General features: G+C 39.1%; 10 protein-coding genes. 4 read left to right on the top strand and 6 right to left on the bottom strand.

Annotated elements, in window-relative coordinates:
- Positions 1–8: 8 nt before the first annotated feature.
- A complete protein-coding gene (locus FDW96_RS01210) occupies positions 9–1,379 on the bottom strand; it encodes a tyrosine phenol-lyase (protein ID WP_038636869.1) in 1,371 nt (456 codons plus the stop codon).
- A 671-nt stretch (positions 1,380–2,050) separates the two neighbouring features.
- On the opposite strand from FDW96_RS01210, the gene FDW96_RS01205 reads away from it, so the two are divergent.
- Positions 2,051–2,923: a phosphorothioated DNA-binding restriction endonuclease gene (locus FDW96_RS01205; RefSeq protein ID WP_137365106.1), complete on the top strand. Its 873-nt coding sequence runs from the start codon at positions 2,051–2,053 to the stop codon at positions 2,921–2,923.
- Positions 2,924–3,049: 126 nt separating this feature from the next.
- On the opposite strand, the gene FDW96_RS01200 is transcribed toward FDW96_RS01205, so the two are convergent.
- The 3 genes from FDW96_RS01200 to dndA are packed head-to-tail and all read right to left on the bottom strand — an operon-like array spanning position 3,050 to position 5,458.
- Positions 3,050–3,472 carry a FosA7 family fosfomycin resistance glutathione transferase gene (locus tag FDW96_RS01200; RefSeq protein ID WP_137365105.1) on the bottom strand — a complete coding sequence of 141 codons (423 nt, stop codon included), beginning with the start codon at positions 3,470–3,472 and terminating at the stop codon, positions 3,050–3,052.
- 55 nt (positions 3,473–3,527) lie between these two features.
- Positions 3,528–4,337, bottom strand: a complete 810-nt coding sequence (locus tag FDW96_RS01195) for a restriction endonuclease (RefSeq protein ID WP_137365104.1) — start codon at positions 4,335–4,337, stop codon at positions 3,528–3,530.
- Positions 4,334–5,458: a cysteine desulfurase DndA gene (gene dndA / locus FDW96_RS01190; protein ID WP_111771462.1), complete on the bottom strand. Its 1,125-nt coding sequence runs from the start codon at positions 5,456–5,458 to the stop codon at positions 4,334–4,336. The genes FDW96_RS01195 and dndA overlap by 4 nt, the downstream gene beginning before the upstream one ends.
- Before the next feature lie 425 nt (positions 5,459–5,883).
- Between dndA and dndC the strand changes: the two genes are divergently transcribed.
- Genes dndC through dndE form a run of 3 tightly spaced genes read left to right on the top strand, consistent with a single transcriptional unit; the run spans position 5,884 to position 9,877 of the window.
- A complete protein-coding gene (gene dndC, locus FDW96_RS01185; protein ID WP_137365103.1) occupies positions 5,884–7,545 on the top strand; it encodes a DNA phosphorothioation system sulfurtransferase DndC in 1,662 nt (553 codons plus the stop codon).
- Positions 7,542–9,515, top strand: a complete 1,974-nt coding sequence (dndD, locus tag FDW96_RS01180; protein WP_137365102.1) for a DNA sulfur modification protein DndD — start codon at positions 7,542–7,544, stop codon at positions 9,513–9,515. The genes dndC and dndD overlap by 4 nt, the downstream gene beginning before the upstream one ends.
- Positions 9,512–9,877, top strand: coding sequence for a DNA sulfur modification protein DndE (gene dndE / locus FDW96_RS01175; protein ID WP_111771465.1), 366 nt, complete (start codon positions 9,512–9,514; stop codon positions 9,875–9,877). Before dndD ends, dndE begins: the two co-directional genes overlap by 4 nt.
- Positions 9,878–9,944: 67 nt before the next feature.
- Here the strand turns inward: dndE and FDW96_RS01170 are convergent, their stop codons facing one another.
- Together FDW96_RS01170 and FDW96_RS01165 are read right to left on the bottom strand one after the other, a co-directional pair.
- Complete coding sequence (locus tag FDW96_RS01170; protein WP_252362844.1) at positions 9,945–10,868, bottom strand: HNH endonuclease domain-containing protein; 924 nt, start codon at positions 10,866–10,868, stop codon at positions 9,945–9,947.
- A gap of 3 nt (positions 10,869–10,871) precedes the next feature.
- The gene (locus tag FDW96_RS01165) at positions 10,872–12,599 is read right to left on the bottom strand and encodes a hypothetical protein (RefSeq protein ID WP_137365101.1); all 1,728 of its coding nucleotides are present in this window, start codon (positions 12,597–12,599) and stop codon (positions 10,872–10,874) included.
- Positions 12,600–12,764: the final 165 nt, after the last annotated feature.

Here is a 12,764-nt window from a genome sequence, read left to right as displayed (position 1 = left end):
ATTATTGTTTAGATATAGTCAAAGCGTGCAGTAAAGAAACGCAACTGCTTCGGCTCATAAATAAACTTCAGCCCGCGAATATCTTCTTTGTGCTGGTAAAGTTTAATAATACCGTCAGCCACGACATCCATATGCGCGTAGGTATAAACGCGGCGTGGAATCGTCAGACGCACGGTTTCCAGTTTCGGTCTGTGGTGTTCGCCGGTCACGTTATTACGGCCCGCAGAGATAATACCGCGCTCCATACTACGTACACCAGTTTCCACATAGATGCTGGCAGCCAGGCTTTGCGCCGGGAACTCATCCTGCGTCAGGTGCTCGCAGAAGCGACGCGCATCGAGGAATACCGCGTGACCACCCACCGGTTCAACAATCGGTACGCCAGCAGCTTTCAGCTTGTCGCCCAGGTAGCGAACCTGCTTCACGCGGTGCTCAATGTACTCATACTGCATGGCTTCGCGCAGGCCAATCGCCATGGCTTCCATGTCGCGTCCGGCCAGGCCGCCGTAGGATGGCATCCCTTCGTAGACCACGACTAACTCTTTGGCAGCAGAGAACATTTCGTCATCATTCATGCACAGGAAACCGCCGATATTCACCAGACAGTCTTTTTTACCACTCATGGTACAACCGTCGGCGTAGCTGAACATCTCATGCACGATCTCTGCAATGCTCTTGTTCTCAAAGCCCTGCTCTTGCTCTTTGATAAAGTAGGCGTTTTCTACGCAGCGGGTGGCATCGTAGAACACTTTAATGCCGTGTGCTTTTGTCAGTTCACGTACCGCACGCATGTTTGCCATCGATACCGGCTGCCCGCCCGCGAGGTTAACCGTCACCGCCAGGCAGATATAGGCAATATTCTCGGCGCCTTTTTCGTCAATCAGCTTTTGTAATTTTTTAAGATCGATATCACCTTTAAACGCAATATTCAGACCGGCATCGTGCGCTTCGTCACGAACAATATCAACAAACACCGCGCCATTTTTTTCCTGGTGATAACGGGTAGTGGTGAAATACATATTCCCGGCAACATACTGCCCTGGTTTAATTGCCAACTGCGATAACAGGTTTTCAGCACCGCGTCCCTGGTGAGTCGGAACAATATGTTTAAAGCCAAACAGTTCCTGAACCGTTCTTTCCAGATGATAGAAGTTTTCGCTGCCCGCGTACGCTTCATCACCCATCATCATTCCGGCCCACTGCTTGTCGCTCATTGCGTTGGTGCCACTGTCGGTCAGCAGGTCAATATAAATATCTTTCGAATTTAACAGGAAAGTATTGTAACCCGCTTCCTGCATTTTCTTAAGGCGTTCATCACGCGGGATCATAGATACAGTTTCAACGCTTTTAATACGGAAGGGTTCTGCCGGATAATTCATTTTGTTTCTCCAGTAACAGTGGTCATGTACGTATTAATGTGAAGTAAAGCATACCTGGTTCATCAATAAAGTCTGATGAAATATAACTATTCGCCTCCTGCGTCAGGGGGTGAAATAATGTGCAGGCACTATGCAAGATTTAATTGATTATGGAAATAGTCCGAGCAACATTAATCACTGGCAATAATTCAAAAAGCTGTAAATGTGAGTGATGCAAATCACACGTCATTTTTTTAACTATTCATATTCAACAAGTTTTTTTTGCATGTTGTTTTGTCGTTCGCTGTTGAGCGTTATCTGCGACCGGAAATACTGAAAACTTTACTTTCCAGGCTGTTCTCATTTTGTATTGGTGAATGAGTACACCCCATTTTGTGAGAGTCGGATCACTTCGCGGGTCACTATTTGTGATTCACATCACTAAAAGTGTAAAGCAAAGTGTACAAATCAGTGTTGTTTCAGAGTTTGCTATTTGCTTCAGTGAGTTAGATCGCATTTTTGGCCAGATGCCTACAGGCGTTGTTTTCTGGAGCATGGGGATATTCAGGAGTGTGAAAGATAATGAGTAAGTACGATGAATAATACCGAAGATAGTGTATCGGTCTCATCCCCCCTTGATCAGGTGATATTTTGCGAGCATCATCGCAATTATTTACCTGATAATGAAATCAATGAGTTCCAGTAAAACCCTGCAACAGGCAATTGCCGACATCACCATCTGGCGTAAAGGCGAGCAGCGCGCGCCGCACAAGCCCCTGCTGCTGCTTCATGTGCTGGCGGGTTATCAGCAGGGTCACGGTCGCCTGTTTGACTACGGTACGGAAGTTCGCGACCCGTTGCATAGCCTGCTGGAACGATTTGGACCACAACGCGCGCAGTACCGCCCGGATATGCCCTTCTGGCGCTTACAGGGAGATGGGTTCTGGGAGCTACAAAACGCCGAGCATTGTTCAACATCCGGCAGCAGCAAACAGCCCCCTGCCGGAGAACTGGTGACGCATAACGTTGCCGGAGGCTTTGATGAACAGCATTTTGCCCTGCTGAAAAAGAACAAGAATCTCATTAATGCCCTGGCCCAGCAAATCCTCGAGGCGCACTTCACCGAAAGCATTCAGGAAGAGATCGCGGATGAACTGGGATTTGATATCCTGCAAATCCGCAAACAGCGGGACCCGTTGTTCCGCCAGCAGGTTCTGCGTGCCTATAATTATGAGTGCGCCATTTGTGGCTTCAATATGCGCCACGACAGCACCTCTGTCGCCCTGGAAGCTGCCCATATTAAATGGAAACAGCACGGCGGCCCGTGCGAGATTTCAAACGGACTGGCGCTGTGCGCAATCCACCATAAAGCCTTTGATAAAGGTTCGATTGGGCTGGATGAGAGTATGCGGGTACAGGTGTCACCCGCAGTGAATGGCAGCAGCATGGTGGGCAGACTGTTCTGGGATTTCGACGGTAAATCGATAGCGCTGCCGATGATGCGCGAGAATTATCCAAAAGATGGGTTTGTGGAGTGGCACAGGAAAGAGGTATTTAGAGGGTGAAGGCCGGACTCGCCTTTTCGTTTAATTAATTGAAAATTAATGGGTTGTGAGATTTTAGTTTGGGGATTTGCCCCCAGAATGGGACATGAAATTGAATACTGGGTGGAAGATCACAAAGTTGCGTGATTATTTTCCAGATCCGAAACGCATTCCAGAGTAAGGCTTCTCACGGCATTGCACCAGTCGAGATGCTAAATCTCCCACATGCAACTCCAGCTTGTGACCATCCGGGTCAAGAAAATAGAAAGATTGCCCTTCGCTTTTATTGTCTCTCCAGACCGTCACTCCCGCCTGTTTCAGCTTATACGAGAACCGCTCAAAATCCTCTGGCGCGATGCTGAATGCGTAGTGGGTATAGTCACTTTCCTGCGGTGCCACGTAATTACGTGATACGTCGTAAGAAAGGCAAATCCAAAGATCGCCACAGGTAAGGTAAGCGCCGGTATCCCACTCAGCATGTAGCTGCAACCCCAGCAAATCACGCCAGAAGGTCAGGCTGCGTTGCAAATTACTGACGGCCAGGGTTAAGTGGTTCAGAGATTGAAGCATAGGGATACCTATAAAATTAGATCTAAACAAAGATATATAACTACAATTTATTATTTTAGTCCCATAGTAGATCTTGTTCAAAGTCATATATTTCAATTAACTCCCTCTGAACTCCAATTCTTTTATCAATCATAAAGTCTGCCAATTGTTCACCATCGATAAGCACAACTGGAACACATGATGGTTTAAAAGATATTTCCAAAGCCTCTTTTGTATAACTGCTAGTTGTGATAAATATACCTTGTTCAAACTCCCCAGTAATATCCCCACGAAATGCTGATATCATGCTCCTTCCTATTTTATTCTCTGCTGCGTATTTTTTACATTGCACAGCAACCCTCATGCTTGCCAAACCTACTCTCAATAATCCACTGACATCGACACCACCATCACGCCCTCTTTTCGTTAATTTCATTTCTAGAAAACCATATTTTATTAAAAATATTCGACAAAAGTCTTCAAATTGTTCCGCAGTTAAGCCTCTTAAATATTCAATAATTTCTTTTTTTACCCTATCTTTCTGTAAAGATGCTAAAGAATAAAGTTCTAGTATTGAGCGCTCAACATCATCTGTATTAGTTTTATTTTCATTCAATACGCATTCGCTCTCACTCTTTATATTAGACATTAATGCATATCGACCATCATTTAGTTTCTTAAAAAAACGTTTTTGATGTATAGCACCAATAGCCTTATTTATACAATGTCGATCCAAAGTTATTCTTACGACAGACTTTGGATCTCTGGCTCCAAATTCATATAGTTTATACTCAATAATGGCATTATATATATCAGAAACAGATGATGCACGATTGAGTATATTTAATGCCTCAATGGCTGCTTTTGCTATACTTTTCGATATCACAGCAATCCCTGAATTTTCTCAAAAATGATATCTAGAGGAAGCGATTCTGTCATATGACACCATGAAATGCGGATTGCCCCATCAATACGTTCTTCATCACAGCCCATCGCCTCAAGAACATGGCTTGCAGTATAATTTTGGGAAGTGCAGGCTGAACCATTCGATACTGCTACTACCCCTTTTAAAGCGACCATTGCGGCTTCAGAATTCACATGCGGTATAGAAATATTTAAAACATGACTAGCAGTATTTTCTCCATTCACTTTAGCTCCGAGTGGCAAAAGAGTATCGAGTAGTGAAGATTTAATTTTTTGGCATTTCTCACGCCACTCCAAATGTTTTTCCTGGGCTTCAAAACAGGCTAAACCCAGTCCTACAATCAATGCAACTGGAAGTGTTCCCGGTCGTAACCCCTTCTCCTGCCCACCACCAAACATTAATGGTTCCAAAGGAATTTTTACAAAATCTCGTCTTCTGACAATAAGTGCACCGATACCTTTAGGGGCATATAATTTATGCCCGCTCACACTCAACATATCAATTCTTTTGTTTGTTAGCTCTTCGGGATATTTTCCATAACCTTGCGCTGCATCAATATGAAAATAAGCACTATGGTCTGCGAGTACTTTACAAATCTCACTAACAGGTTGAATTGAACCTGTTTCATTATTTATATGCATAATAGATACTAAAAGAGTATCTTCACGTAATGCCTTTCGAAGATCTGTCGGATCTACAATACCACTTTTGTTGACCTTTAAATATGTTACATCAAACCCATTTTTGGCAAGGTAATCAATAGGCTCGAGAACAGCTTTATGTTCAATGGAGGTTGTAATTATATGTTTTTTCCCACTCTTAGCTGCTTCTGCTCTCAACCCTAAAATGGCAATATTATTACTTTCTGTCGCGCCACTGGTAAAAAATACTTCGCTTCTATCTGCGTCGGCCAAAGATGCTACTTGTCCTCGAGCCTTCTCCACAGCCTGCTTCGCCTTCAAACCAAACTCATGTGTACGACTCCCTGCGTTCCCAAATTCCTCACACATGTAATGTGTAACCAGAGCTGAAACCGAGGGAGAAATAGGGGCTGTTGCATTGCAATCAAGGTAGATAGTCATCAAGGTTCCACTCACATAAGATTACAGGTTCTTGGGCACTATATGCTGACATACCGACCTTGGTACATCAAGAAGTGTAAGCTCACTGTCTAAATCAATTAGCTGTATAGACATATAGTGCTTATAGTAGGTTAACTATTGACGCCATCCGCCAACACCTTAAGATAGCCATCATGAAAGAGGACTTGATAACCAAATTATCCACATAGAATGTAGTGATAAATAGATAGATTTGTCTGCAAGTTAACGTTTCTCCGCCAAAAATAGTACGATTCCTCCCGATATCGCATTTAAGAGACAAAATCCATCATAGGTTGTAAAGTTAGAGGTTGCTCTCGTGGTTTACATAGTGGTACGCCAATTGTGGATGTTGTAGTTGTTGCTCAAGTAGCGCTTCAAGCTCTCAGACTAACCAAAGGTAGAAAATGACAGTACAGAATCATCAATCAACCCGCTCAGCCTTTGACGATCTTGGATTCAGAGAGACTGTTGTCAGGCTAGTACAGCAAACAAAGGACCTCTACTTGAGTGATGACATCCCTTGGGTTATCGGCTATAGCGGGGGCAAAGACTCAACAGCAATTCTTCAGCTAGTCTGGCAGGCGCTTTCAGAGCTCGCTCTTGACAATAAGGCTCATAAGCAGGTGCATGTCATCAGCACTGATACGTTAGTCGAAAACCCTATTGTTGCTTTGTGGGTAACCCGCTCTCTCAAACAGATGGAAAGAGCTGTAGAGGAGCAAAAAATTCCATTGATACCTCACCGTTTGACACCAGCAGTAAACGATCGATTTTGGGTGAACTTAATCGGTAGAGGTTACCCTGCTCCACGTTATAAGTTCAGATGGTGTACAGATCGCTTAAAAATTAGTCCATCAAACAACTTCATTAAAAGCGTTGTCCAGAATAATGGCGAAGCAATTTTGGTTCTAGGGACACGTAAAGCAGAGAGTACAGCTCGTGCAACAACAATGGAAGTCTACGAAAATCGTGCAGATAACACCCGACGTGCTGCTGGTTTGTCTGTTAATAAGGAACTAGACAGAGTCTGGGTATATACCCCAATTGCTGACTGGAGCAACGACGATGTATGGCAATTTTTGATGCAAGTAAAAAATCCTTGGGGTTTTAGAAACCAAGAACTACTAACTATGTATCAAGGTGCAACGGAAGACGGGGAATGCCCCTTAGTCGTCGACAAATCAACTCCAAGCTGCGGTGATAGCCGTTTTGGATGTTATGTCTGCACGATGGTAGGAGAAGATAAGTCAATGTCGGCAATGATTCAGAACGATAGTGAAAAAGAGTGGATGTATCCACTTCTTGCACTACGTAACGAGATCGACATAAATGATTCAAACAAAGACAAAAAATCTAAAAAAATACAAGCAGATAAAGACCGTCGCGATTTTAGGCGAATGAATGGAAGCTTAACAGTTCATATTAATGAATATGGCGCAGACTTGGTTCGAGGACCTTATCGACAGGCTTTCCGTGAACATATGTTACGTAAAGTACTGGAGGCTCAACTTCAAGTTCAAGCTCTGGGCCCTGAAGAAGTGAAAGAATTGGAGCTTCTCACAATTGATGATCTGGAAGCTATCAGAGAATTGTGGGTAGAAAGCAAAAATGAAGTTGAGGATAGCGTACCTACAATTTACCAGTCAGTGATGAATAAACCTTATCCAGGTAGTAAAGGTAAAAATCATCCATTGTTGAACCGTAACATTATGCAAAAATTAAAAGAAAAATGTGCTGAATTTGATGATACTGATGGTTTGAAATATGAACAGGTCCGTGAATTACTTACGATTGCAGACAAGCACAAACATCTTCTACGACGTTCGACACTTTATAAAGAGTTAGAATCAGCTTTAGACAAAACTGCCTTTAATGATATTTCAGAAGCTCGAAAATTCGCACTTGAAAAACGATTAAATGAGAACATCTATAAGATTGAAGATAAAAATATAAATGACGATGAGAGAAACAAACTACAATGGGAAATAGAAAAAATAGAGAAATCTCTCATTAACTATGATTATTTGCAATTAGAACAAATTGATGTTCAAGAGATACAATTATGATTTTTGAAGAAATAAGGCTTTATAACTTTGGAATATATCAAGGACATCATACTATCTCCCTTGATAGTCCTGATCATAAAAAACCAATTATATTGATAGGTGCTCTTAATGGCGCAGGGAAAACTACTTTCCTTGATGCTCTCCAGTTGGCACTATATGGAAAATTTGCGAAATGTTCCAACAGAGGGCGGTTAGGTTACCTAACCTATCTTGAAAAAAACATTAATTCATTTTCTACAGACAGATCTGCGAGCATCACTTTACGGTTTCGTCATGGAGATAACAAAAAGACCCCTCAAATATATGAAATTAAGAGATCCTGGAAAAAAGATGGGAATAAAGAATGTAAAGAAAATATCGCTGTTCATTTTAATGGCAAGTATGATCAATTGATCAGTGAACATTGGGAGGAATTTGTCAACGAATTTATCCCGCAGTCAATATCAGAGTTATTTTTCTTTGATGGAGAAAAAATAGAAAATTTAGCAGATCCTAAGCGTTCTGCCGAATTACTTAAAACGGGAATAGAAGCTTTATTAGGGCTAGAACTACTTTCAACTCTATCGAGTGATTTAAACGAATTACAAAAGAAAAAACAAGAAAAACTACTTAAAAAAGAAGATGCTGCCAGTGTAGATGAAATAAAAACAAAAATAGCGTCATTAAACGAACAGAAAAACCAGTTAACTTCTCAGATAGACATTCTAGAGGAGAAAGAGAAAGATGAAGATGAAAACTTGTCGTTTCTCCAAGAAAAGTTACAGTCTAGCGGTGCTGACAAGTTAGAATTAAAAACATCTTTTGAAAAAGAAAAAAAAGAATTAGAACAAAAACTTTTCGTGGTTAAACATGAATTATTAAAATTAGCCTCTGGAGTACTGCCTTTAGGATTAGTACAACATGTAGCTATTAAAGCAGAAAAACAGGCTTTGCTTGAAAAAAATTATAGAATATTTAATGATGCTGAATCACTTTTACAGAAACAGAAAGAACAACTCTTAAATATGCTTTCTGATAAAGTTGATAGTGTCGAACTGTCTGATCTAAAAATGAAATTTGATGAAGCACAAATCATCGAAAAGGAAAAACATACGGTAGATTGTTATATAAACACCGATCCTCTGTATTTTTTTGATTTAAATAGCCGAATTCATCAAGACAAAAATTCTGCAGTCAACCTACTTTTAGTAAAGAAAAAGATAGAAGAAGAAATTATTTTAATAGATCGAAAAATAAATACAATCCCAACCTTTGAATCAGTAAAAGGCTTATTTTCAGAACATGCAAAACAAGAAGAAAAATTACGCTCAGTCAGAAAAGAAAAAGAAATGTTATTGGTTTTATTAGAAGAAATAGATAACGAGATAAAAAGCAATGAAGCTGAGTATAATACTCTTTTAATTAGTAGCAACTCGGCCCATTTCGAGCAGAAAAGACAGAGTCAAATTATTAATCATATTGATACATTAAAAGAAATAATTATATCCTTTAATAAACAACTTGTAAGTGAAAATATTAGCAAGCTTGAGAAAAAAATAAAATCAAAGTTTGATCAATTGAAAAGAAAAGAAAGTTTAGTGAATAGGATAGAAATTAGTCCGACTGATTATTCTATGACTTTGTATACCTCGGGTAGACTAGAAATCCCAGCAGATCGCCTTTCTGCCGGAGAGAGACAATTACTCGCCATAGCTATTCTCTGGGGATTAGCCGATAGTTCGGGAAAAGAATTACCAACAATAATTGATACTCCTATGGGAAGACTAGATGGAGAACACAGAACTCGCCTGATAGAGAAATATTTTCCAAATGCTGCCTCACAAGTTATTCTTTTATCTACGGATGAAGAGATTTATGGTCAATACTATTCCAAATTGAAGCCATTCATAGCTCAAGAATATAATATTGTCTATAATGAAACAGAGAAATCTTCATATTTTTCAAATGGATATCTGGAGAGTGCATTATGAGTATCGAGCATGTAAGACTTTCCGAAAAAGCAAAACAGCAGCTGATCACTCTAAAACGACGAACTGGCATCGAAAATTGGAATGTACTGTGTCGTTGGGCATTTTGCCTATCTCTTGCTGAGAAAGCCGTTCCTCCGCATGAGGATATTATCACCGATAGCTCAATTGAAATGACATGGAAAACGTTTTCTGGTGATCAATCAGAAATATATTTAGCGATATTAAAACAACGAATTCATGATGATTATAATGAACATCATGAAAATATAGATATAAATTATCTATTCAAAATTCACTTGCACCGTGGCATTTCATATATGATAAATAAAGTCAATAGCATTGATGACATAATAGAAATGTAATTATATACCAAAAAAGGCACATATATAATATGTGCCTTTTGAGTTAAATTATAAAATTTACTGATCATTAAAGCTCAAAATCCGTGCGCAAAACAAAACGGTCATTTTCATAAGCATGTTCGTAGCACATGATTTTCATACTTATAGGATTTATTATTTTTCCAACACCATGAAATGACGATATTGTTAACTGTGAATTTTCCAAATTATTTTTACACCCATCACATTCACATTTTCTCTTTAACCCTAATGTCCTTATAGCCCAATAATAATTATCAATACTTTGATAAGGCCGTATAGATTTAGTATATTTGGTTCCTCGACCATACATTGATACCTGCGAACTTTTCACCATATTGGCCCACCCGCAAATTAATCTAAAGTTTTCGATAGAATCATCGCCTCCTAATGCAAAAGGATAGAGATGATCTACTTCTATTTTTAGATCTCGTTCAACCAAACCAATTGGCATATATTTATCTACATAATCAGGCAATTTTATTTTGACATCGCGCTCACCTAAAAAAATAGCAATAGCCTCAGGTGAAAAAGGCATGCCAGTCAACCAGCAACGAGGTTTTTCACCAAGAAGATCCAATAATTCACGTCGTTCTGATAAAGAAACTCTCCTTCGTTTATTACTCTCAGTGATGATTTTTACCCTTTGCAAAACATATCTTGATATTATACCCGACACTTCCATCTTATCAGTTCGGTCATAAGTCCATCCACATATTGTATCAATAATGCGAAAGACATCATAAAATATTTCAGGATAAGTCACATTACTCGATAGGTATTTTACATCAATAAATTGCTCAATAAACCAACGCCCCCATTCTCGATACATATCGCCTTTTAAAAGATCTCTTCTGAATCCAAGCATTGGATCCGGAAAAGACATATGAGACAACTCATTTTGCGTATCATTACACCATGCTTTTTGTATGTTTAATATACTATTGATGACAAAATTGAAGTCTCTTTCCATAAGTCAGTCAGTCTTTTTAGGGTTACGATACATTCTAATTTGAGGTAAAACTGATGGATTTTTTCTATAATCAGACCACAGCTGAGCCCATCGGTCTCTGATTCCTTTTGAGTCTTTTTTAACACCAGATAATTCCCAATCACGATCAAAATATGCTGGTTTAATATCCTGTAACCATTCATCAACTAAAGACTCTAGATGCTCTTTAGAGTCAATCCCAGTTCGCGTTTCAACAAGAAATTGGAAAAAATCTGAAGACAGGATCATTAAAGATATTTTGTTAAAAATATTAGATTCTCGAGGTGCTCCCCAAAAATTTTTCCTATCTTTATTTTCACGTTGAGCGAGTTTATCGCTAACTTTGTTCCAAAAACAAACAAATAATTCTCTCCAAGGCCCTTCGAGAGAACGCCAATAATCATATGCTGATGAAAATACATTATCATCAAACTCAGAAACAACCCCAGATGTGGAAAGGTATTTTTCTTGCCAAATTTTAGCGTAGTCGTTCCTTTCACCAAATAAAACCCCGCCTCTCAACTCTTTAAAAATATTTATGATTTTCCCCATAACAGACCATTGCAACATATCTTTAGAATCGCTGTTTACACCACGCTCTACAAGGTTTGAAAATGGGCTGACTGGGTTTTTAGCTATCCATGTTATAGCACGAGCTTCTTCGAGCTTGATACCAGAATCCATTAAGCGCTGAGATACAACTTCCATTTCATCATTAGTTAATGTTGTTGATACTATAGTTCCTAGCAATGAGCGTTCAATTGGTGTAGCTTTCTGGTTAATAACAACAAACTGAAATACTTGTTCAGATGGACTATCTGACATTAATAACGAAACTGGCAAAACTCGTGTATGTTTTTTCAAAATTTCAGTATTAGCCATTGTAGCATCGGTACCATTATTCAAAGATACTGATAACTCATCATCGAACTCACCCGTTTCCAATCTGGTATTTATTTCACCAATAGCACCTAACAATCTATGCTGTCCATCAACTAATGAAACAGGAAGAATAAACGAAATAAGAGAATCTTTTTTAAATCCTAAAAATTCGTCCCGCTCTATATATAAGTCAGGGTTTTCTTTCAGAATTTCGTGACGTAAAGCTATTTCTTTAATAAAATCAGCGATATGTGATTCATCAAAAATCAAAGAATCCTGTTCGGACTCTTTTATTTCTTCAATATTCTCACTTTCTAAATCATCTAGCGGATGTTTATCTTCTTGGTCATCTATTTTCGCTTCATTCAGAATTGATAGTTGTTTCTTAAGTTCCTGCTTATCTTCTTCCGAAATTGAAATTTTTACTTTACCATTTAACCGATTTTCAAGAGACTGTCTTAAGATGCCAAACAAATCGATTATAGGCATATCATAAAAGCTAGGAAATTCAATTTTTAAAGTCCCAGCACAATCATTGCTATCCTTACCCTTGAAGCTAACCTTACACCCAGCTATATCTCTTATTGCACAAATAAGTGTATTTTGAACTACATTTTTCTGATTCAGATAAAATTTTTTCAGTTCATTTAATCTTGCTCTATTGTCAACACGCTGAAAACCAACTGTTTCTATATCTTCAAATGATTTTTTTTGTGGAACGCCTGCCCATTGATGAATCTCATAAGCAGAAGCACCAAACAACACAACATCACTACACATTTCATTTTGTTTGATTTTTATTGCGGGATATTCAAATGTGAGTTTTGGCATTCTTTTTTCCTTTTAGATTTAATGTGTTGCGATGTATACATCCCATTATCTTTCTATGGGATTCATTATTCTCGTATCTTTCTCATTGTCAAGCTATCCAACAGTTTTATCTACAAACAGAAAATACATAACCAATTGTTTTATAAGAACAAAACAACACAACCT

Source organism: Citrobacter sp. TBCS-15 (assembly GCF_005280815.1).
Taxonomy (GTDB): domain Bacteria; phylum Pseudomonadota; class Gammaproteobacteria; order Enterobacterales; family Enterobacteriaceae; genus Citrobacter; species Citrobacter werkmanii.
This window is presented reverse-complemented; position numbering and strand designations above follow the sequence as displayed.

What these genes read in the sequence shown, in the direction of transcription:
- FDW96_RS01205 (WP_137365106.1), top strand. Translation starts at nt 2,051, where the DNA reads ATGAGTTCCAGTAAAACCCTGCAACAGGCAATTGCCGACATCACCATC.
- FDW96_RS01210 (WP_038636869.1), bottom strand. Translation starts at nt 1,379, where the DNA reads ATGAATTATCCGGCAGAACCCTTCCGTATTAAAAGCGTTGAAACTGTA.
- dndA (WP_111771462.1), bottom strand. Translation starts at nt 5,458, where the DNA reads ATGACTATCTACCTTGATTGCAATGCAACAGCCCCTATTTCTCCCTCG.
- FDW96_RS01170 (WP_252362844.1), bottom strand. Translation starts at nt 10,868, where the DNA reads ATGGAAAGAGACTTCAATTTTGTCATCAATAGTATATTAAACATACAA.
- FDW96_RS01200 (WP_137365105.1), bottom strand. Translation starts at nt 3,472, where the DNA reads ATGCTTCAATCTCTGAACCACTTAACCCTGGCCGTCAGTAATTTGCAA.
- dndD (WP_137365102.1), top strand. Translation starts at nt 7,542, where the DNA reads ATGATTTTTGAAGAAATAAGGCTTTATAACTTTGGAATATATCAAGGA.
- FDW96_RS01165 (WP_137365101.1), bottom strand. Translation starts at nt 12,599, where the DNA reads ATGCCAAAACTCACATTTGAATATCCCGCAATAAAAATCAAACAAAAT.
- dndE (WP_111771465.1), top strand. Translation starts at nt 9,512, where the DNA reads ATGAGTATCGAGCATGTAAGACTTTCCGAAAAAGCAAAACAGCAGCTG.
- dndC (WP_137365103.1), top strand. Translation starts at nt 5,884, where the DNA reads ATGACAGTACAGAATCATCAATCAACCCGCTCAGCCTTTGACGATCTT.